Consider the following 22,047-nt stretch of genomic DNA (forward strand, 5'->3'; position numbering starts at 1 on the left):
TAAAAATTGAGGTCCGATTTGCATGTATAGCCAGACTGAGATATTGAAAGAACCTGAGATCAATTCTTCTAATAGTGCGGAAGGTGAGCTTGTGATAAATATTGGTCCCCAGCACCCGGCTACACATGGTGTCTTGCACCTGGTTGTTACGCTAAATGGAGAAACGGTAAAAAAGGTTGAACCTCATCTTGGTTACATTCATCGCTCTATCGAAAAAATGTGCGAGAGTTTAAGCTACCGGCAATTTATTTACGTTACAAGCCGGATGGATTATCTCTCGGCCCACGTCAACAATCACGCATGCGCGATGACGGTTGAAAAAGCAATGCAAATAGAGGTTCCAACAAGGGCTCAATACATACGGGTGATTATGGATGAATTAACCCGCATTGCTTCACATGAATTGTGGTGGGGAGCATTGGCGATGGACTTAGGAGCTTTCACTCCTTTTTTCTATGCTTTTCGCGAAAGGGAAACTATTAATGACATTATGGAGCAAACATGCGGCGCAAGGCTCACAATGAATTACATGGTACCAGGCGGAGTGATGGCAGATATACATCCAAGCTTTCAACAAAAAGTAAAGGATTTTATCAAATTGTTTAAATCGAATATTGATGAGTATGATGAGCTCGTTACAGGAAGTGTCATTTTTCAAAGTCGTATGAAAGGAGTGGGTTGTCTGTCGAAAGAAGATGCTATCTCTTATGGTTGCACCGGTCCCGTTGCACGAGGAAGCGGGGTACATTGTGACATCAGAAAGATTTATCCATACGAGATCTATAAACAAGTTGAGTTTAATGAAATAATAGAGACGGCAGGAGATTCCTTTTCGCGTTACCTGGTTAGAATAAAAGAGATGAAAGAATCAATTAAGATCATAGAACAATTAATTGATAACATACCTGAAGGTGATTACCAGGCGAAAACAAAAGCCGTTTTGAAATTGCCGAAAGGTGAGTTTTATACCCGCGTAGAAACTGCAAGAGGAGAACTGGGAGTTTATATAGTAAGTGAAGGGGGGACAACGCCGTATAGGATAAAATTCAGGTCGCCCGGATTTTCAAATTTATCAGCATTAGATCATATGGTAAGAGGTAGCAAGATTGGCGATCTTATGGCAACAATGGGAACCCTGGATTTGGTAATTCCGGATATTGATAGGTGAGGGAATTAGGAATAGGAAAATTAGGAATATTTTGACTTTTGACTTTTTAATTTAAAACATGTTCAGCTTACAAGGCATAACAAGCGGAATTCAAAGCTTTCTCCATGCACGATTTAGCGCTTCGGGAGTCTTGATTTTTGAAAGTCTGATTGTGATTCTGTTAGCTACTACTTTGTTTGCTTTGCTAGGATTGGTATTGGTATGGATGGAAAGAAAAGTTGCAGCTCAAATGCAAATTCGACTTGGTCCAAATAGGGTAGGGCCAATGGGAATTTTTCAAACGTCTGCAGATACATTAAAGCTGATTTTAAAAGAAGGGTTAACACCTGATGGCGCGGATAAGCTTCTGTTCAACCTGGCTCCGTTTGTCGTTATGGTCGTTGCCATGTTATTGCTTGCGCCAATTGCTTTTGCAAAAGGTTTCCAGGTATGGGACATTAATATTGGAGTGTTGTACATAACAGCAGTTTCTTCTTTGTCAGTGATTGGAATTTTAATGGCGGGATGGGCAAGTAATAATAAATATTCATTACTAGGCGCCATGCGAAGCGGTGCACAAATAGTAAGCTATGAGTTATCAGCAGGACTATCTATTCTAACGATTGTTGTCTTAACCGGAAGTTTGCAACTAGGAGATATAATTAATGCGCAGCAAAATGGATGGTGGTTGTTTAAGGGCCATATACCGGTGATAATTGCGTTTGTAATTTTTATTATTGCAGCAACAGCCGAAACAAACAGGGCTCCATTTGATATGGCTGAAGCAGAGTCGGAATTGACTGCAGGATTTCACACAGAGTATTCGGGGATGAAGTTCGCGTTGTTTTTTCTTGCGGAATACATCAACATATTTATCGTGTGTGCTATTGCGGCAACTCTTTTTCTTGGTGGATGGATGCCATTGCATATTGGCAACTGGCAAGGCTTCAACCACCTAATGGATTACATTCCATCTTCCATCTGGTTCTTCGCCAAAACATTCGCTTTAATTTTCCTGATCATGTGGTTTAGATGGACTTTTCCAAGATTAAGAGTTGATCAATTGCTAAATTTAGAATGGAAGTATTTGTTGCCAATCAGCTTGTTCAACTTGTTATTAGTAACTGTTATTGCAATATTGGGATGGCATTTCTAAGTTTTAAGTGTAAAGTTTTAAACTCTGACCCGAGCTTTAAACGCTAAAGTTTTATGTTTCTAAAAGAATATTTATCTGACATCTATCACGCAACAAAGTCTCTTCTCACTGGCATGAAGAGAACCGGTTATTATTTTGTTCATCCGAAAGAAATAATAACCGAACAATATCCTGATAACCGGGAAACATTAAAAATGGCTGATCGGTTTAGGGGAGAAGTGATTATGCCGCACGACGCAAATAATGAACATGCTTGCACTGGCTGCACTGCCTGCGAGTTGGCCTGTCCAAACGCCACTATAAAAATTATTACAAAATTTGACGTAACACCTGAGGGCAAAAAGAAAAAGGCCCTTGACACATTTGTTTATCATCTCGAGCTTTGCACGATGTGCAACTTGTGCGTGGAGGCTTGTCCTACTGACGCGATAAAAATGGGACAAAATTTTGAACATAGCGTATACGACAGAAGTATGCTGCTTAAGAAGTTGAACAAGCCCGGATCGAAGATTAGGGAAGGGGTTGAGTAGGGTTGGGAGTTGTGAGTGATAAGTTGTAAGTGATAAGTTGTGAGTGATAAGTTCTAGTTAATAGCCTGGGTTTTTACTTTTAAATTTTGCCTTTTGCCTTTTTAATTAAACCAATCTAATGACTGCATCACAAATAATATTTTACGCCATTTCTGCTTTCATTTTAGGCGCAGGGTTATTGTCTGTCACCTCCACAAAAATTTTTCGGGCGGCTATCTGGTTATTGTTTTCGTTGGTCGGCATTGCTGGTCTGTATTTCTGGATGCAGGTTGAGTTTGTTGCTGCGGTACAAATAGTTGTATACGTTGGTGGCATCGTTGTTCTTATCATCTTCTCTATTTTCCTTACACAAGAATCGGGCAAAAAAATGCCTAAACCTTCAGCAAGGAAAACTGTCTTTTCTGTTCTGTCGGCTCTCTTTGGTTTCGGCTTTACTTATAATCTCATAAGTAAATATGGCTTCCCTATTGGCAATACAAAACCCTTTACTGTGGCAGTTAGCGATATCGGCACTCAAATGCTTAGTACTACCAACTATGGCTACATTTTGCCTTTTGAAGTGGTGAGTATGTTATTGCTTGCTTCTATGATTGGCTGTATCGTTATTGCAATGAAAACGCCGGAACAAAAACCTGGCGAACCAAAGCAAATAAAGGTAACTAACAACGAAGATGCACCGGCACCGACAGTAGTAGTTATTCCATCTGTTCCGGAACCATTAATAATTGCGGAGGTATAGTATGAATGAAGTTCCATTAACCCATATTCTTTTTGTAAGCACAGCGTTGTTCTTTATTGGCATGTATGGGTTATTTACCCGAAAAAATTTAATTACAATGCTAATGTCAATAGAGCTTTTGCTCAATAGCGTTAACATCAACTTTGTCGCGTTCAATAAGTATCTATTTCCCGATAAGTTAGACGGAGTCTTCTTTACCATTTTCATTATTACGATCGCTGCTGCTGAGGCTGCTGTTGCCATTGCTATTATTATCAACTTATATAGAAGCCATAAATCTATCGATGTGGAGGATGCAACCGAATTGAAATTTTAAATTGCTATAGCTCCACTTAAAAGGAGAGAACCGGAAAAACGACTGATATGAATTATCTTATACTAATACCTCTACTACCTTTTGCAACCTCTGTTTTACTTGGGTTGTTTGGAAGAAAGTATTTTAAGACATCTTCAGGTATCATCGCAACGGCCTCATTGCTTGCTTCCGCAATTCTTTCTCTGGTCACAGCCTATAACTATTTTTTTGTAAGTGGTAAGGTGAATGGCAGCTATCAGAAGATTATTGCCCTACAATATAATTGGCTTCAATTCTCACCAAATGTCTCTATCGATATGGGTATCATTCTCGATCCTATTTCAGTAATGATGATCGTTATTGTTACTTTCATTTCATTGATGGTGCACATTTTTAGTTGGGGTTATATGAAGGGTGAAACGAGGTTTGCAACCTACTACGCCTTTCTTTCCCTGTTTACTTTTTCAATGCTTGGATTGGTTCTTTCTTCTAACATTTTCCAGGTCTACATTTTTTGGGAGTTGGTAGGAGTGTCGTCTTATCTGCTAATAGGATTTTACTACAATAAACCTTCAGCAGTAGCTGCATCCAAAAAAGCTTTTATCGTTACGCGCTTTGCTGACTTCGGTTTTTTAATAGGTATTTTAATTATGGGATTTTATGGCGGTACCCTCGATATCTCCACCCTTATCGAACGCTTAACTTCTACTCAGTCTACAGAATTTATAAGCATTTCAACAGCTTCATTTTTAGGAATATCAGCCCTCACCTGGGGATTGACATTGGTGTTTATTGGTGGTGCTGGTAAATCGGCGATGTTTCCTTTGCACGTTTGGTTACCGGATGCGATGGAAGGGCCAACTCCTGTATCTGCGTTAATTCACGCAGCTACGATGGTCGTTGCAGGTGTTTATTTAGTCGCTCGATTGTTCCCCATCTTTTCAATGGATATCGCTGCCCTAAATATTGTAACCTGGGTAGGTGCTTCCTCCGCTTTGATTGCTGCGGTCATCGCTTGTACTCAAACCGATATCAAAAGGGTGCTGGCCTATTCTACCATGTCGCAGCTCGGCTATATGATGTTTGCTTTGGGAATAGCCAGAAATGAGGGTGAAAGCAGTGTAGGATATACCGCTTCAATGTTTCATTTGTTTACGCATGCGTTCTTTAAATCACTATTATTTCTCGGTGCAGGGGCTGTTATTCATCTCGTGCACAGCAACGATATGAAAGATATGGGCGGTTTAAGAAAGCGGATGCCTTTGACGCATCTATCGTTCTTAATTGCGTGTTTGGCAATTGCAGGGATCCCACCTTTTGCAGGGTTTTTTAGTAAAGAAGAAATATTGCTTGCCGCCTTTCAAACCAATAAAATCATCTATTTCCTTGCGCTGTTTACTGCAGCCCTTACAGCCTTTTATATGTTCAGGTTGTATTTTTCTATTTTTTGGAATAACACTTCGAAAAGCTCCAAAGTATTTGAAGCAGAGCATGGTCATGAAGGAACAATTTCTATGAAGCTGCCTTTGATAATATTGTCTGGGTGCACCCTTGTCGCAGGGTTTGTTCCTTTTTCAAAGTTTGTTACAGCAGATGGAGCTCCTCTTGAAACACACTTCAGCATAATATTTTCAATTGCTCCTGTCGTATTATCGGTTCTTGCCATTTTAATTGCAGCTAATCTTTATAAGACTCACAACGAAAAGCCCGCAAAAATTGCTGCTTCATTAGGAACCTTTTACAAGGTGGTAACAAGAAAGCTTTATATAGATGAAGCATATGTTTTTATAACTAAGAAAGTCATTTTCAACTTCCTTGGAAGACCTGCAGCATGGATTGATCGAAACATCATAGACGGTTGTGTTAATGGATTAGCCTATGTTACAGCAACAACGTCTAACGCCATAAAAGTTGTTCAATCAGGAAGGATACAAAATTACGCCTTGTATTTTTTTGGAGGTATTGCAGGATTAGCAATCGTATTTATTTATTGGTGGAAATGAATGGGCATCATCAGAATCCTGACAAAGCGAAATCGAATCTAACCTATGGTACTAGTGGCACTAAAAAGTAATTTATGAACTTATCGTTGTTGATTATTATCCCGCTACTTACCGCCGTTGGTGTCCTGTGTTGCAGGGAGTCTAAACAGGTGAGAACAATTTCACTTCTGGGTGCCATCGTGCAACTTGCATTGTCTCTTTTTTTATTATTTCAATACTCACAATCACATGTAGTCACTTCGTCGGATATGATGTTTCAGTCTAGCTATAACTGGTTTAAACCTCTTAATATTAATTACCATATTGGTGTAGATGGAATATCAATTGCGATGATCTTACTTACTGCTTGTATCGTAGTAGCAGGAGTGCTCATTTCTTGGACAACTGAAAAGCTAAGTAAGGAATATTTCTTTTTATTAATGCTACTGAGCGTTGGGGCTTATGGGTTCTTTATTTCGCTTGATTTGTTTACCCTTTTCTTTTTTCTCGAAGTGGCTGTCATACCAAAGTTTTTGTTGATCGGGATTTGGGGAAGTGGCAGAAAAGAATATAGCGCGATGAAACTCGTCTTGATGCTCATGGGAGGATCAGCTTTAGTGTTTGTCGGAATAGCAGGTTTATACTGGAACGCGAGCACTTGGGATATTTTGCAAATAGCTCAAACACCTCTTCCAATTCATATTCAGAAGATTTTTTTTCCTTTTGCTTTCATAGGCTTCGGAGTTTTTACGGCATTGTTTCCATTTCATACCTGGGTTCCTGACGGCCACTCTTCAGCGCCGACTGCTGCTTCTATGTTCCTCGCCGGGATATCTATGAAACTTGGTGGTTATGGATGTTTGCGTGTCGCTACTTATTTGATGCCTGATGCAGCGCATGCATACTCGTGGATCATTATTCTCCTTGCAACAATTGCCATCATTTATGGTGCCTTTGCTACTATGATGCAGACGGATCTAAAGTATATCAACGCGTATTCATCAGTTAGTCATTGCGGGTTTGTTTTGCTTGGTATCGGCATGCTTACAAAAACCTCCATTAATGGTGCTGTATTGCAAATGGTTTCCCATGGTTTGATGACAGCCCTTTTCTTTGCCACCATTGGTATGATCTACAGCAGAACACATACTCGTTTAGTTGCACAATTAGGCGGCCTGCTAAAGGTAACGCCTTTCATCTCTACCGTATTTGTGATTGCTGGTTTATGCTCTTTAGGACTACCGGGACTAAGTGGATTTGTCGCAGAAATGACAGTATTTATGGGCTCTTGGCAAAACCCTGATAAGTCGTATCGGCTCGCTACCATACTTGCATGTGCTTCCATCGTTGTAACGGCGGTATACATTCTGAGGGCAACAGGGAAAACAATTATGGGTCCAATAAGCAGCACTTACGAAACATTGAACGATGCGCGCTGGAATGAAAAACTCGCTGCTGGTATTTTGATTATCGGAATTGTAATAATTGGCGTAGCACCGTTTCTTATTAATCAACTAATAGGACCTGGAACAGATGAAATCGTGACCAAGGTGCTCGGTACTGTCAACCCCTAAAAACTTACAACTAGAACCTAAAACTCACAACTCACAACTTACAACTCACAACCTATTCCCTATGTCGATTGACTTCCTAATGCTACTGAAACAAGAGATGATGCTCATTGTCATCATCTTTATCCTCATGTTTTTGAAGCTGGGTAAAGACAGGAGCAATGAGAGTTATATGACCATTGTCAATGCACTGCTGCTGGCCAATGTTGTGATAGGTTTTTTTGGAAACGAGGAGGGAGTTTTGTTTGCTGAAATGTTTCGTACCAACAAACTAATGGTTCTGGAAAAAAACATTCTAAATCTTGGGATGCTAATTATTTCGATGCAATCTTTTGTTTGGCTGAAGACCCACAAACATGTTCCGGAATTTTACATACTACTGCTATCAACAATGCTTGGAATGTTCTTTATGATCTCCGCGGGCAACCTGTTGATGTTCTACCTCGGTCTCGAACTATCTACTATCCCTCTGGCTGCGGCTGCTAATTTTGATTTGGCAAAGAGACGTTCGTCAGAAGCGGCAATGAAACTTATTTTCTCTTCAGCGTTTTCGTCTTCTTTATTGTTGTTTGGGATTTCTTTAATCTACGGTACTACGGGTACCCTGATCTTCTCCCAGATACCACTGCATCTCGGTAACAATCCCTTGCAAATATTTGCATTCATTCTTTTGCTTGCCGGACTTGCCTTTAAAATATCTGTTGCTCCATTTCATTTATGGACCGCCGATGTGTACGAAGGTGCTCCTGTCGCGGTCACGTCGTTTCTTTCTGTTGTTTCGAAAGGGGCAGTGTTGTTTGTGTTTGTTTCTGTTTTGTATACAGTCTTTAAACCCTTAGCCGGCGCGTGGTATAACATGTTATTTATCTTATCATTGCTAACAATTATCATTGGTAACCTTTTTGCTATAAGACAAGACAATTTCAAACGTTTCCTTGCATTTTCTTCCATTGCGCAAGTTGGATTTATTTTAGTCGGCATAAGCGGAAGTTCAACATTTGGATCAGCATCGGTGGTCTATTTTGTCTTGATATATGTCTTCTCTAACCTTGCTGCATTTGGGGTAATCTCGCTAGTAAGTTCGATCACAGGCAATGAAAGCATCAGCAATTACAGAGGATTTTATAAAACCAATCCTGTGCTTTCATGGATCCTTACATTAGCGTTATTCTCATTGGCCGGAGTACCGCCGACAGCAGGATTTTTTGGTAAGTTTTTTCTATTATTTGCCGGGGCAGGAAAAGGCAATTATTGGTTCATAACTATTGCAGCACTAAACATGATCATCTCGTTCTACTATTATTTAAGAATTGTAAAAGCAATTTTTATGGATGAAAATGACCATCCTATTCCGCGGGTTTTAATTCCTTTGATGCCCCGTCTTGCCCTTTATACCTGTATTGCGGGGGTATTGGCTGTAGGGTTTATCAGCTATATCTACGATTATATTCATTCTTTGAGCAGGGGGATGTGAAGGTTGAATAACGAATAATGAACAGTAAATAATGAATAATGAATAATGGAAAATGAATAGTAAAAAGCTTCAAACCTTAAAGTCAAAACTTTAAACTTTAAACCCTCCCATGGCTATCAATAAAAATCATGAGTTTGAAGAATTAAACGGGGTGAAGTGTGCGATCGTTGAGAAGAATGTATCGCAAGAACGCGCAGACTTTTTAAATGATCTCCTTAAGCTAAATAAATATTCTGTCGTAAATGTTTCAAGTCCGCCACCTAAAACTGCGCCGGTTGCAGCTGCTGCTACAGGTCCGGTTGCTGAACCAGCTCCGGCACCACTAGCAACCTTTACTGTTGGGGTGACTGATGTTACTTTTAACCCTATTAATGCTGTTTTTGGTCGACTGCTAAAAACAAAAGACGGCCGCGTCGTTACGCTAGCGTACTGGCAACAAAAGGAATCGGTGGCGCATGACGAGATACCCTACTTTGAAAACAAAGCGAAGTAGTAAACAGGTTTCTTCCTTCAAATCTTTCCTCGCGAACTCAGGTTGTCTGCATCTTCAATTCTACGGGTGCAGCCTAGTTTAGGCTGAAACTATGAGATACAAGTATAAGTGAGTGACACAAGAATGCTGGGCAGAGAACGAATGCCCGTTACACAAAAAGTAACAGTAATAGAACTGAGATCGGCCAAGCTATGGCTCTTTTTACAAGTCTTTTTTCACATTTCACAATTGCCCTTTCACACCCTGCGCTCCTTATCTTTGCCGCCATTATGCATTACGTTACGGTAGAGAATTTGACGAAGGCCTATGGGATAGTGCCTCTTTTTAATAATATTTCATTTCATATAAACGAAGGTGATAAAATAGCCCTGGTGGCCAGAAACGGGGTGGGGAAGAGTACACTTCTGCGCATCCTTTCTGGTAAAGAAACTCCAGACAGCGGTACAGTTTGGATCAATAAAGATGTGACCGTCGCGTTGTTCGAGCAGGACCCAAAGTTTGATGAGAATAAAACGATACTCGAGAATATTTTCCATACAGAAAATCCTGTCATTAAGGCTATAAAAGAGTACGAAGCTGCAGTGGATGCCGCGGAGGAAGCGGCTGAGTCAGGTAAAGAAGATGACGGTCAGGCAATCAGCGACGCACTAACAAAAATGGATGATCTGGATGCGTGGTCCTTTGAAAGTAAAGTAAAGGAGATCATGGATAAATTGAATATCCATCATCTAAAACAGAATGTGGCCAGTTTAAGTGGAGGCCAGCGTAAGCGCGTTGCCCTGGCTCAAACCTTAATTGATCTCGGCTTCGAGCATCAACATACTTTGTTGATCATGGATGAACCAACCAACCACCTGGATGTGGAAATGATTGAGTGGTTGGAACATTACCTCAACGGTGAAAATGTAACGCTCTTATTGGTTACGCACGACCGTTATTTTTTAGATGCCGTTAGTGAGGAAATCTGGGAAATGGAGCGCAGTGAGTTGTATACTTATAAAGGCGACTATGCCAACTACCTGGAGAAAAAGACTGCAAGGATCGAGAGCGAGCTAAGTACAATTGATAAGGCTAAAAATACTTTTCGTAAAGAGTTGGAGTGGATGCGCAAACAACCTAAAGCGCGTACTACCAAGAGCAAGAGCAGGCAGGATAATTTTTATGAGGTAGAGGCGCAGGCCAAGAAGAAGATCGAAGATGCGCAACTTCAGTTAGAGGTGAAGATGACACGCCTGGGCGGTAAGATTGCCGAACTGAAAAAAGTGTATAAGAGCTATGGTGAGAAGGTGATTATGAAAGGCTTCGAATACACTTTCAGCAGGGGCGAACGCATAGGGGTGGTGGGTAAAAATGGGGTAGGAAAGAGCACATTTTTAAATATTCTCCAGGGAATTGAACCTGCTGATAGCGGCAAAGTAAATATCGGAGACACTGTTGTTTTTGGAAATTTTAGTCAACAAGGACTCGAATTTAAAGAGGATATGCGCGTGATAGAATATGTGAAAACTTTTGCCGAGACTTTTCCACTGGCAAAAGGTGGAAGCATGAGTGCATCGCAGTTTCTTGAACTGTTTCTTTTCCCCGGTGATAAACAATATACTTATCTAAGCAGCTTGAGTGGTGGCGAAAAGAAGCGTTTACAACTTTTGGTCATCCTTTTTATGAATCCTAATTTTCTTATCCTCGACGAGCCTACCAACGATTTGGATCTGCCTACATTAGGAGTGCTGGAGAATTTTTTAAGTGAGTTTCAGGGCTGCGTGTTGATAGTAAGTCATGACCGTTATTTTATGGATCGCCTGGTCGATCACTTGTTTGTATTTGAAGGCGATGGTGAAATAAGAGATTTTCCAGGGAACTATACTTTGTACCGCGAGTGGTTAAAAGCCAATGAGAAAAAAGGAAAAGATAAATGGGGTGAGCTGGGAAAAATGAAAAGTGAAGGAGCTAGTACTAATGTCGTTGCTGGTCCCCAGGCACAAACATCAACTAGTAATAAACAGGCGACGAATAACCAGCGAAAGCCTACTTATAACGAGAAGAAGGAATTTGAAGCTTTGGAAAAAGAGATGAAAGATTTGGAAGCTGAAAAGAAGAAACTGGAAGACAGTTTGGGAAACCTGCCCTTTGAAGAAATTTCAAAGGCAAGTATAAGAATTGGACAAATAGGAACTCTTCTGGCAGACAAAGAAATGAGGTGGTTGGAGCTAAGTGAGGTGATGTAGTAGCCCCTCCCCTAAAGGGAGAAGAGAGTAAGTAAACAAATTATTAACCTTAAAAAATGCTCCAGGGAGAAAATCAATTCAATTGTATTATACTCCCCTTTAGGGGCTGGAGGCACTTATGGAACTACTAGGCGTTGGGTCAAGAATAAATCATCCGTCTTTTGGTGTTGGTGTTGTTATAAGACTGCACAAAAGAATCTATGATGTTTGTTTTATCGAGGGAGGAATAAAGCCTGTATCAAAAGATTTTTCGGTTGAAGTAATTGAAGCTGTGGAACCGGAATACAGCGTCAGTTTTACTGAAGCTGAAGATGCACTCATAAAGATATTACGGGAGTGGAGTGATGTAACGGAAGTTGTATCAATGGGTGATAAATGGAAAAACGGAATGATGGTATTAAGACCGGCTGATAAATCATTAAAAGAAAACGAAGTTCCAATTGATGTCTTCTTCAATAAGATTGTGATGCTCCGTGATAGGCTGAGGGTGATGGAGCAAAAGATAAACGCCCACAAAATTTTGAGCAACGAAGAGAAAGTTGATTTGCAGCAATACATCACCCGTATATATGGTAGCCTTACCACTTTCAATGTGTTGTTTAAACATAAGGGTGATCAGTTTGAGGGGCAAAAAAGCTAGGGTAGAAGGACTGTTGATCATCGTAGAATTTATTGCTATTTTTTTAAATACCTTCAATTACTCTTCAAACTGCCATTTCCCTCGACTGATGCCCTCCCTTGTTTCTTCATATAAAGCAGCTTATTCCGGACTGTCGCGGCAAACGTGGTTTCTCTCGCTTGTTATTTTAATCAATCGTAGTGGAACAATGGTCGTACCGTTTATGACCATGTATGCAACACAAAAACTTCATTATAGTATTGTAGAAGCAGGTATGATCATGGCGCTGTTTGGTGCGGGTTCTATAGTCGGGGCGTTTATAGGAGGCAAGCTAACAGATGCAATAGGTTTTTATAAAATTCAGTTGTTTGCCCTGTCGGGAGGTGGATTGATGTTTATCGTACTTGGATACCTTCAGTCTTATGTACTTCTTTGTTGTGGCACATTTGTTCTCAGCCTTATAAATGAATCTTTTCGCCCGGCTCATTCAACAGCGATCGCTTTTTATAGCAAACCTGAAAACAGAACGAGGTCATATTCTCTCAACCGATTGGCTATAAATCTTGGATGGGCGTTCGGTGGAGCGCTCGGTGGCTTTCTTGCTTCGTACAACTATCATTTATTATTCTGGGTTGATGGATTAACAAATATAGCTGCGGCTGTTATGCTGTCGATTGTATTGCCCGTACCGCCAGGTCTCCAATCAACGTTGGCTAAAAACAAGACAAAGGCTAGCGACGGTATTTCGGCTTATAGAGATAAACAGTACTTGTTTTTTATCTTTCTCACCATCTTGTTTGCATTTTGCTTCTTCCAAATGTTCACCATCCTTCCAGTGTTTTTGAAGCAAAAATTAGCTTTAAACGAAAGACTGATTGGAGTGCTGATGGCTATCAACGGTCTTATCATCGCGGCCATAGAAATGGTAGTGGTTTTTAAACTGGAGGCAAAAGCCCAACCATTAAAATTCATAAAATTTGGCGTTTGGATGGTTGGTCTCTCGTACGAAGTATTCAACTTTTTGACAGGCGAATTTGCTTTGGCCTTATTTTCTATGGTGATCATAACCTTCGGTGAAATGCTTTCTATGCCGTTCATGAACTCTTATTGGATCAGCAGAAGCCAGGATCACAACCGGGGCCAATATGCAGCTTTATACACCATGGCCTGGGGTACTGCACAAATAGCAGCACCATCAGTCGGTGGATTTATCGCTGCCCGTTATAGCTTCAATACTTTATGGTGGATTGTCTTTGTAATAACGCTGGCTGCGGGAGTAGGCTACCATCAACTCGCATTGCTTTGTGCGCCAATTAAAAAATTAGGGGAATAAGGTTCAAAGTAAAATTCTGCCGTTTAAATAAATTTTCTCAGCAATTGTTTCAAAGCTTTTCCGGTTTCTAAAAAATAATTTTACATTTACTCCCGGTCTGACAAACCATTCAATTGTACGAATATGAAGTTCTGTTTCAGCTTGGTCTAATTAACCAAGACATTTTTCCTCTCTAATTCTTCGCGGCTATGCCGCTGTCATTGTATTTATTTTTAACGATCAACCAGACCTTCAAATGTCCACACAAACTATTTCTACCAAAAGAAGTTTTTCTTTCTTTTTCGAATTTATAAAACAATCAATCAAAGGCGGCCAGGAAGACTTTACCAAGGGAAGCATCCGTAGGGCTGTGTTTATGCTCGCCATCCCTATGATCCTTGAGATGTGTATGGAAAGCGTGTTTGCCGTAGTCGACATCTTCTTTGTAGGCAGACTGGGAAAAGATGCTGCAGCAACGGTTGGATTAACTGAATCTTTTTTAACCATTATCTATTCTATCGCTATTGGTCTTAGCATGGCGGCAACGGCTATGGTTGCAAGACGTGTTGGCGAAAAAAATCCCGAGGAAGCATCTAAGTCAGCTATGCAAGCCATATTGCTTGCACTTATTTTTACGGTAGCCTTATCGGTGGCGGGAGTCATCTTTGCAAAAGATATTCTTGAGTTATTAGGTGCTCCGCCTTCTGTGCTCGCTATCGGGGTACCGTATACACGAACGATGCTGGCGGGGTGTGTTGTTATCATCATGCTGTTTCTGATTAACGGTATTTTTCGTGGAGCAGGAGACGCAAGCATAGCTATGCGCAGCCTTACGATCGCTAATATTTTCAACATTATTCTTTGCCCGATTTTCATTTTTGGTTTAGGCCCCATTCCCGGATATGGCCTTGTTGGTGCCGCAATGGCGACAACTACCGGCCGCGGTATTGGTGTGTGTTACCAGGTGTATCATCTTGTAAAGGGCAAAGGGATATTGACAATTAAGCTTAGTCATCTTCTACCGGATAAAGCTATTTTGAAAACGCTAATAAACGTTGCCAGCACGGGAGCATTGCAATTTTTAATAGGTTCAGCCAGCTGGATTTTTCTTGCCCGTATCATTGCCGGCTTCGGCAGTAACGCGATTGCCGGATATACGATCGGCCTTCGTGTTCTCATGTTTTTTTTGTTGCCGGCCTGGGGATTGAGTAATGCCGCAGCTACACTAGTTGGTCAGAACCTTGGTGCAAACGAACCTGAACGTGCAGAAAAGAGCGTATGGGTTACCGGCAAATACAACATGATTTTCATGGGTATCGTTACGGTCTTTTTTATGTTTTTTGCCGGGCCTATCGTTTCGTTGGTAAATACCGACGCAGAAGTGGTTGCAGTAGGCACACAGGCATTAAGAATTATCAGTCTCGGCTATGTTTCCTACGGTATAGGAATGGTTCTAATGAACGCCTTTAACGGAGCCGGCGACAGCCGCACGCCTACATATATAAACCTTGCTGGTTTTTGGGCGCTTCAAATTCCACTTGCGTATGTGTTAGCAATTACTTTTCATCTTGGCCCGCTCGGAGTTTTCGTGGCAATATTAATTGCCGAGACCATTATCACTTTTGGAACCTTCCTTATTTTTCGAAGAGGTGCCTGGAAAAAAGTAAAAATTTAATATCTAAAAGGCTAGTTGCTTATGCAGGTTCTATTTTTTGAACCGGCATATGCTCCTTGCTCAACATTCTTGTGTCACTCACTTGTACGGTTCTGCCTTATTCCACTTTTCCAATTGGCTACTGTAGTACTAGCATCAAGCGTCAGCTTAACTAAATGAATTATTTAAACCCCTTAACTTAGCGCCCATTAAAAAAGTTAAATGGCAACAATACTGATAGTTGATGATGAAAGAGCTATTCGCAAAACCCTTACAGAAATATTGGGTTTTGAAGGATATAAAATAGAGGAAGCGGCAGACGGAGAGGAGGGTTTAAAAAAATTCCAGGCAGCCACGTATGATGTCGTATTGTGCGACATTAAAATGCCCAAAGTTGATGGTTTAGAATTCTTAAGTAAGGCAACAGCAGCAAATCCCGATGTTCCAATTATTATGATCAGCGGACATGGAACTATAGAAACAGCGGTCGAAGCGGTGAAAAAAGGAGCTTTTGATTTTATATCAAAACCACCAGACCTTAATCGGTTATTGATTACCATTCGCAATGCAATCGACAAAAACAAGCTGGTAAAAGAGGCTAAAGTCCTAAAGCGTCGCGTAAGTAAGGTGCAGGAAATGATTGGGGAAAGCGCTGCAATAAAGAAGATAAAAGAGACGATCGAAAAGGTAGCACCAACCGATGCACGGGTGATGATCACAGGTGAGAACGGAAGTGGAAAAGAGTTGGTTGCGAGGTGGCTTCATGAAAAAAGCAATCGGACAGATGGGCAGCTGGTCGAAGTGAATTGCGCCGCGATACCAAGTGAACTAATAGAGAGTGAATTGTTTGGCCACGAGAAAGGTTCCTTCACTTCCGCTATTAAACAACGAATTGGAAAGTTTGAGCAAGCTAACGGAGGCACCTTGTTCCTCGATGAAATAGGAGATATGAGTCTGAGTGCGCAGGCCAAAGTGCTGCGAGCGCTGCAGGAAGGAAAGATAACACGTGTAGGTGGTGAAAAAGAAATCGCGGTTGATGTAAGGGTAGTGGTAGCTACAAACAAAGACTTATTAAAAGAGGTAGAAAACAAAAATTTTCGCCTTGACTTATATCATCGGTTAGGCGTTATACTCATACATGTTCCTTCGTTAAATGACAGACGCGAGGATATCCCGTTGTTGGTTGCAAAGTTTCTGCATGACATTGCCGAAGACTACGGACAGGCAAAAAAAGACATTGACGCAAAAGCCCTGGACGCACTAAAAGAAAGAAACTGGACAGGAAATATTCGTGAGCTAAGAAACGTGGTGGAACGTTTGGTAATACTTTCGGGAAAGACAATTACAGCAGACGATATTACAAACTACGTAACGATGTAGTCAGAAGGCGGTAGATGGTTAACATGTGGAGTTCTCCTAGTAGTACAAATTCCACATGTTACCTACCCCCGGCTTTTTCTTATTCCTCCGTAAACTTCAAAATATCATCCATTGACTTCAACAGCCGAACGTTCGAGGGAACATGGGTTATTTGTCGCACCAGCATTCCTGACATAACTATTTTCTTCTCAGGAAACAATTTGCTGATTTCTTTCACATAATCCTGTGCATGTTTATTTGTTAGGTTGGTAACAAGATGAAACAGCATGTGGTCGAAGCTTTTGTTTTGTCTAAAAGTGTCTATAGCATCTAAAGGCACGTTGCTCCCGAAATAGGTTACCTTATTCTTGTTCTTTCTGAGTAAATAATAAATAAACTGTAAAGGCAGCTCATGATGTTCTTTCTCTGGAGCAAATAATACAATGTGTTTTTTGTTTGTTTCCTTTATTACAGGCAAACTGTCAATTGCTACGGCAAGCTTTCTTCTGATAATATTGCTTGTAAAATGCTCCTGCGCGGGAATCACATGATCCGTGAGCCATAGAACGCCAATCTTATCCTGGAAGGGATGGATGATTTTCAATATTGTATTTTCTGTGCCAACAACCTTCAAAGCTTCCTGGAATGTTCGCTCAAACCTTTCTTCATCCAGGTCGATCGATGCCTCCAGCAATTCTTTTATATAATATTCATTTCCGTTTTCAAGCGGCAGACCTTCCATCGCTTTCACCCTGATCTCATCCCCATTGAATGAAGCAATTTTAGAAATCTTAATGCCGCCATGATATAGATAGGAAATGCGTAAGATCTGCTTCAGGTTTTCATTATCATAGTAGCGGTGATTACTATCCTTTCTTTGCGGTACTGCAATGCCATAACGTTGCTCCCATATCCGCCATGTGTGAGCTTTTATTCCGCTTAGGTTTTCAATATCCTTTATTGTAAACTGGTTCATTCTGCTTATAAAGATAATTATCTCTTTTAGTCGTATCAAAATCAATTAGATGCAGTGGCGTGTTTTGTTTTTATTTAAGAAAACTTTTCAAAAACGTCCTTTGCAGCCAATTTTATAATGGTACATTTGCCACCATCAAAAACTACTTATGGGTTGGTTCATTTTTGTGATATACATAATAGGATGGCATATAGGCATGTATGGGATGTTTAAGAAAGCCGGCATTGAACCATGGAAAGCACTGATCCCCTTTTACAACACTTGGTGCATTGTTAATAAAACAAACATCCGCAAAATCTGGTTCTGGCTCCAATTTATTCCCATTGCCGGACAGTTTATTACAATATGGATCACTATCATTTTTGTAATGCATTTTGGTAGATTTTCTCTCCTTCATCATATAGCAACGGTTTTCTTCCCCTTTATTTACTTTCCCTATTTAGGCTACTCCAAAACTGAAAGATATGCGGGTCATGAGGTAGTAAAACGCTATCATAAAAGCGCCGCAAGAGAATGGATCGATGCTGCCGTGTTTGCCGTAGTAGCTGCTACCATCATAAGGACTTTTGTGTTTGAAGCTTATACGATCCCAACGGAAAGCATGGAAAAAACGTTGCTAGTAAACGACTTCCTGTTTGTAAATAAGATGAGCTATGGACCTCGCATTCCGCAAACGCCCATTTCTTTTCCGTTTGTTCACAACATCATGCCTTTTAGTACCACAATGCCTTCTTATACAACTCTTGTACAACTTCCATACAAGCGTTTGCCGGGTTTCCAGGAGGTTAAGAGGAACGACGTTGTAGTATTTAATTTCCCTGCGGGAGATACCATTATCAACCTTCCCGAATTTGGCTCGAAGGTTTTGTATTATGATGTTCTGAGAACGCAGTACAAAGGCAACAGGGACGCTTTAATGGCAGAGTATCCAATCCATGTTCACCCAATGGATAAAACTGACAATTACATTAAACGGTGTATAGCAATAGGTGGTGATACGTTACTAATTCGTGATGGCCGTGTTTTTATAAGTGGCAAAGCTTCGCCTATTCCCGTAGCATCTCAGACGGAATACATTGTTGAAACAAACGGGCAGCCTTTCAACGACGAATTTCTGCAAACTTCACTACACATTAATTCTGAAGAACCTAAAGACCAGATTTACGCTTACCAGGGGAAAGCCAATTCTTATGTTCTCAATATGACACCTTCTGAAGCGGAGTTGGTTAAAAAACAACCGAATTTTAAAAGCATTGATTTTGCCTATATAAACAATCCGGGCACGACCTTTCCGTACAGTGCAAATAATCTTTGGTCGCCCGATAACTTCGGTCCTATCTATGTTCCTGCAAAAGGAAGTACGATTACCCTGACTCCTGAAAATATTGACATTTATCGCAGGCTCATCATTACCTATGAGGGAAATAAATTGGAAGAGCGTGATGGCAAGTTTTTCATAAATGGACAACAGACCAATACCTATAAGTGCAAGTTTAACTATTATTGGATGATGGGTGACAACCGTCACCGCAGCCAGGATAGTCGTTACTGGGGTTTTGTTCCTGAGACAAATATCGTAGGTAAGGCTTCGCTGATTTGGTTTAGTTGGGAAAACGGCCCGCGTTGGAACCGTTTGTTTAAGAGCATTAAATAAAATATCTTTATTCATACCAATCCTTCCCGTTTTAGCGGGAAGGATTTTTTGTCTAAATAATTATCGATGAAGAAACAAGATTATACGTTTTCGTTTGAAGTGTACGACTCAATCGACGAACTGGAAGAGCACGATGCCTGGTTACTAAGTGAAGCCCGCCAGGTGACTCAACATGCGTACGCGCCCTATTCTCATTTCCAGGTGGGAGCTATCGCCCGACTGGATAATGGAGAAATTGTAGCTGGAAGCAACCAGGAGAATGCAAGTTTCCCTGTTGGTCTTTGTGCAGAAAGAGTGTTGCTCGCTTCAGCTGCATCTCTGTTTCCGAAGGTGCCGATAGAGACAATAGCCATCAGTTATCACAATGAAAATGGTGAAAGCAATCATCCTATTTCTCCCTGCGGTATGTGCCGTCAGAGTTTGCTCGAATACGAGTCAAGGGTGAATCATCCTATCAGGGTAATCTTAGGAGGGCTTGAAGGAAAAGTCTACATCATAGACAAAGCAGCGATGCTGCTTCCGCTCAGCTTTACCGCGGAGGATTTAAGTTCACCCGCTTAATATTCAATACTTGCCTGCGAGGGGAGCAACTCATTTTGTTGTTTAATAATGGTTTTAAAAGCCAGCGCTTTAACTGTTTTTTTGTCTCCAAAACAACCCCATAGTACAGTTACCTCCGTGTTGTCGTTAGTGAATTTCCGCGCAATACTTTCCGGAATTTTTGTCTTTTTCTCTTTTAGTGCCTGGAAAGCATATAACCGTACAATCGCGCTCTTGCTTTCTTCTGCAAGTTTTAAAAGCTGTTCTTCTGTTGCAATAGACTTCAGTTTTTCAAATAGTTCCAATTGTTTAGAGTAGGACCCGAAGTATCCGATTGAATACGATCTTTCGTACACGTCGTTCCGTGCCATCTCACCTACAACAATTTTAATGGTGTCGTCTTTATTATTTTGACCAAATGAAATAAGGTGTATAAAAGTCGAAATGATAGCAAGTAATAAAATTTTAGACAGTTTCATCTTGTACCGTTTTTTTAAATGATGCATTTTAAAAAGGGATTGCATAAATTTTTTTGCTGTTTTTGAATTTCTGTATCCAAAACTTTCCAAGCTGCAGGGGGTTGTGGCATAAGTTTTTAATGAATGCGAAAAAGATATTATGGAACCTACACAGACAACAATTGGAATTTTAAATGACCTGATTGAAATTAATAATGATAGGATAATTGGCTACGAAAAAGCAATCCAGGAATTAAAAGATGGAGATGATGAATTGAAAGTTTTGTTTGCCACAATGATAGATGAAAGCAGGCAGGTAAGAATGGCCCTTGGTACAGAAGTGCAGGCATTGGGCGGAGAAATGGAATCTGGTACATCTACCACCAACAGTGGAAAAATTTACAAAGCCTGGATGGACGTAAAAGCAGTTTTCAGCGGTCACGATAGAAAAACTGTTTTAAATAATTGTGAGTTTGGTGAAGACGCAGCTCAAAAAGCCTACGATGCAGCTTTACTGTCCGAGGATTTACCGGCATATTTACGGGAAATGGTTTCTAAACAAAAGCACATTCTTAAAAGATCACACGATGAAATAAAATCTTTGCGTGACCAGGAGAGGGCTCGGTCTTAAGACAAGTTAACAGCGAATATTACTTAATAGCCAACCAGCAACACCGGTTGGCTATTTATTTTCAGGAGAGCCGGTTTCCCTCCTGTAATGGTAACGTCATCTCATTTTTCTGTAATGATATTTTCCTCCACTCCTGCGGGATTGAAAGTTATTTCAACATCAGTTTCGGGGTAAGATACACAGGTAAGTATAAGGCCATCCGCGAGATCTTTTGGCGTAAGTACATCATTGATTGTCATCTTTACACTTCCGGTTGTACACCGCGCAGTGCATGTACTGCATCTGCCTCCGCGACAACTATATGGTAGTTGGATATGATGTTTCAAGCCGACCTCAAGCATGTTGTTAGGATAAGCGACTTCAATGTGATACTTCTTATGGTGATAGTTGATAGTAACTTTGTGAGGTGTTTTGTCAGCCATAAAAGGTGGCGGTGGGGCAGTGGCAAAAAAATTTTCCCGCTTGATCAGCTCTTGACTGTATTTCATCACTTTCAATGTAAACTCAGCCATTCTCATAAATGACTCGGGTCCGCAGAGATAAAATTTTACGAAAGAGGTATGAAGGTTTTCGAGCAATATTTTTTCCAGCAGGTTATTATTTAACCTTTGCGATGGTTTCTTGTGATCTGCAGGTTGACTGAAAATTTCCTTTAAAGAAAAAGTTCCGGCGAATGTCTTTTCTAATTGTAATAACTCATTCCTGAAGATGCTATCCTTTTCACTATGACTTTGATAGATTAGCAGCACTTGAGTTTTCGGAAAATGATGAAGCAGATGTTTAATTAGAGAAAAGACCGGGGTGATGCCACTTCCTGCTGCAATAAAAACTGCCACCTGGCTTTCAGCTTTTTCAATCGTAAATCTTCCGCTTGGGGGGAGGCTCGTTACGATGTCCTTCACTTTTAATTGATCAAATAAGTAACGGCTCAGTTCCCCGTTTTCAATTCTTTTAATAGTAAAGAAAAAGTTATTATCAACACCGGGAGTAGAGCTGATGGAGTAGGAACGGCGGATCTCCTTGTTATGAAGCGTGACCAATAAAGTGAGGAACTGGCCAGCTCTGTATTCTATATTTCGTTTGTTTATTTCTTCTACAAAAAACGTCTTACTTTCTGCCGTTTCCTGTCTTATGTTAGTTATCCTTAATTGTAGATGTTCCATTGTCATTCATCTTATTAATTACCTGCTGTTCATTCAGTTCATATTTTCCTTCATCTACAGTTGCTATCT

General features: G+C 40.6%; 20 protein-coding genes. 17 read left to right on the forward strand and 3 right to left on the reverse strand.

Annotation, left to right across the window (positions count from 1 at the left end):
• The first annotated feature begins 22 nt into the window (after positions 1 to 22).
• The 14 genes from SAE01_RS01195 to SAE01_RS01260 all read left to right on the forward strand — a co-directional run bounded on the left by SAE01_RS01195 (position 23) and on the right by SAE01_RS01260 (position 16,577).
• Positions 23 to 1,168 (forward strand): NADH-quinone oxidoreductase subunit D, encoded by a 1,146-nt coding sequence (locus SAE01_RS01195; RefSeq protein ID WP_147201703.1) that lies wholly within the window; start codon positions 23 to 25, stop codon positions 1,166 to 1,168.
• A 58-nt stretch (positions 1,169 to 1,226) separates the two neighbouring features.
• Positions 1,227 to 2,303: an NADH-quinone oxidoreductase subunit NuoH gene (gene nuoH, locus SAE01_RS01200; protein WP_147201704.1), complete on the forward strand. Its 1,077-nt coding sequence runs from the start codon at positions 1,227 to 1,229 to the stop codon at positions 2,301 to 2,303.
• 53 nt (positions 2,304 to 2,356) lie between these two features.
• Complete coding sequence (locus SAE01_RS01205) at positions 2,357 to 2,833, forward strand: 4Fe-4S binding protein (protein ID WP_147201705.1); 477 nt, start codon at positions 2,357 to 2,359, stop codon at positions 2,831 to 2,833.
• A 118-nt stretch (positions 2,834 to 2,951) separates the two neighbouring features.
• Positions 2,952 to 3,572: an NADH-quinone oxidoreductase subunit J family protein gene (locus SAE01_RS01210; protein ID WP_147201706.1), complete on the forward strand. Its 621-nt coding sequence runs from the start codon at positions 2,952 to 2,954 to the stop codon at positions 3,570 to 3,572.
• Between the two features lies 1 nt (position 3,573).
• Positions 3,574 to 3,888 (forward strand): NADH-quinone oxidoreductase subunit NuoK, encoded by a 315-nt coding sequence (nuoK, locus tag SAE01_RS01215; RefSeq protein ID WP_147201707.1) that lies wholly within the window; start codon positions 3,574 to 3,576, stop codon positions 3,886 to 3,888.
• Between the two features lie 47 nt (positions 3,889 to 3,935).
• Positions 3,936 to 5,870 carry an NADH-quinone oxidoreductase subunit L gene (nuoL, locus tag SAE01_RS01220; protein ID WP_147201708.1) on the forward strand — a complete coding sequence of 645 codons (1,935 nt, stop codon included), beginning with the start codon at positions 3,936 to 3,938 and terminating at the stop codon, positions 5,868 to 5,870.
• A gap of 74 nt (positions 5,871 to 5,944) precedes the next feature.
• Complete coding sequence (locus SAE01_RS01225; RefSeq protein WP_147201709.1) at positions 5,945 to 7,423, forward strand: complex I subunit 4 family protein; 1,479 nt, start codon at positions 5,945 to 5,947, stop codon at positions 7,421 to 7,423.
• Positions 7,424 to 7,484: 61 nt separating this feature from the next.
• Positions 7,485 to 8,894 (forward strand): NADH-quinone oxidoreductase subunit N, encoded by a 1,410-nt coding sequence (locus SAE01_RS01230; RefSeq protein ID WP_147201710.1) that lies wholly within the window; start codon positions 7,485 to 7,487, stop codon positions 8,892 to 8,894.
• 109 nt (positions 8,895 to 9,003) lie between these two features.
• Positions 9,004 to 9,387, forward strand: coding sequence for a hypothetical protein (locus SAE01_RS01235; RefSeq protein ID WP_147201711.1), 384 nt, complete (start codon positions 9,004 to 9,006; stop codon positions 9,385 to 9,387).
• A 269-nt stretch (positions 9,388 to 9,656) separates the two neighbouring features.
• Entirely contained in the window at positions 9,657 to 11,612 is a 1,956-nt protein-coding gene (locus tag SAE01_RS01240; protein ID WP_147201712.1) for an ABC-F family ATP-binding cassette domain-containing protein, read from the forward strand.
• Between the two features lie 118 nt (positions 11,613 to 11,730).
• Entirely contained in the window at positions 11,731 to 12,252 is a 522-nt protein-coding gene (locus SAE01_RS01245; protein WP_147201713.1) for a DUF8685 domain-containing protein, read from the forward strand.
• A gap of 88 nt (positions 12,253 to 12,340) precedes the next feature.
• Entirely contained in the window at positions 12,341 to 13,564 is a 1,224-nt protein-coding gene (locus SAE01_RS01250; RefSeq protein ID WP_147202238.1) for an MFS transporter, read from the forward strand.
• 235 nt (positions 13,565 to 13,799) lie between these two features.
• Positions 13,800 to 15,218 (forward strand): MATE family efflux transporter, encoded by a 1,419-nt coding sequence (locus tag SAE01_RS01255; RefSeq protein ID WP_147201714.1) that lies wholly within the window; start codon positions 13,800 to 13,802, stop codon positions 15,216 to 15,218.
• A gap of 201 nt (positions 15,219 to 15,419) precedes the next feature.
• Positions 15,420 to 16,577: a sigma-54-dependent transcriptional regulator gene (locus SAE01_RS01260; protein WP_147201715.1), complete on the forward strand. Its 1,158-nt coding sequence runs from the start codon at positions 15,420 to 15,422 to the stop codon at positions 16,575 to 16,577.
• Between the two features lie 79 nt (positions 16,578 to 16,656).
• On the opposite strand, the gene SAE01_RS01265 is transcribed toward SAE01_RS01260, so the two are convergent.
• A complete protein-coding gene (locus tag SAE01_RS01265) occupies positions 16,657 to 17,532 on the reverse strand; it encodes a MerR family transcriptional regulator (RefSeq protein WP_147201716.1) in 876 nt (291 codons plus the stop codon).
• A 148-nt stretch (positions 17,533 to 17,680) separates the two neighbouring features.
• On the opposite strand from SAE01_RS01265, the gene lepB reads away from it, so the two are divergent.
• Together lepB and SAE01_RS01275 are read left to right on the forward strand one after the other, a co-directional pair.
• The gene (lepB, locus tag SAE01_RS01270) at positions 17,681 to 19,186 is read left to right on the forward strand and encodes a signal peptidase I (protein WP_147201717.1); all 1,506 of its coding nucleotides are present in this window, start codon (positions 17,681 to 17,683) and stop codon (positions 19,184 to 19,186) included.
• 66 nt (positions 19,187 to 19,252) lie between these two features.
• Entirely contained in the window at positions 19,253 to 19,747 is a 495-nt protein-coding gene (locus SAE01_RS01275) for a cytidine deaminase (protein ID WP_147201718.1), read from the forward strand.
• On the opposite strand, the gene SAE01_RS01280 is transcribed toward SAE01_RS01275, so the two are convergent.
• Positions 19,744 to 20,205, reverse strand: coding sequence for a hypothetical protein (locus SAE01_RS01280; RefSeq protein WP_147201719.1), 462 nt, complete (start codon positions 20,203 to 20,205; stop codon positions 19,744 to 19,746). The two genes, SAE01_RS01275 and SAE01_RS01280, sit on opposite strands and share 4 nt — an antisense overlap.
• Before the next feature lie 139 nt (positions 20,206 to 20,344).
• Here SAE01_RS01280 and SAE01_RS01285 point away from each other — a divergent pair, with 139 nt between their 5' ends.
• Positions 20,345 to 20,815, forward strand: a complete 471-nt coding sequence (locus SAE01_RS01285; protein WP_147201720.1) for a PA2169 family four-helix-bundle protein — start codon at positions 20,345 to 20,347, stop codon at positions 20,813 to 20,815.
• 101 nt (positions 20,816 to 20,916) lie between these two features.
• Here the strand turns inward: SAE01_RS01285 and SAE01_RS01290 are convergent, their stop codons facing one another.
• The gene (locus SAE01_RS01290; protein WP_218029043.1) at positions 20,917 to 21,978 is read right to left on the reverse strand and encodes a flavin reductase family protein; all 1,062 of its coding nucleotides are present in this window, start codon (positions 21,976 to 21,978) and stop codon (positions 20,917 to 20,919) included.
• Positions 21,979 to 22,047: the final 69 nt, after the last annotated feature.

Origin of the sequence: Segetibacter aerophilus (assembly GCF_007991655.1) — a bacterium.
GTDB lineage: Bacteria > Bacteroidota > Bacteroidia > Chitinophagales > Chitinophagaceae > Segetibacter > Segetibacter aerophilus.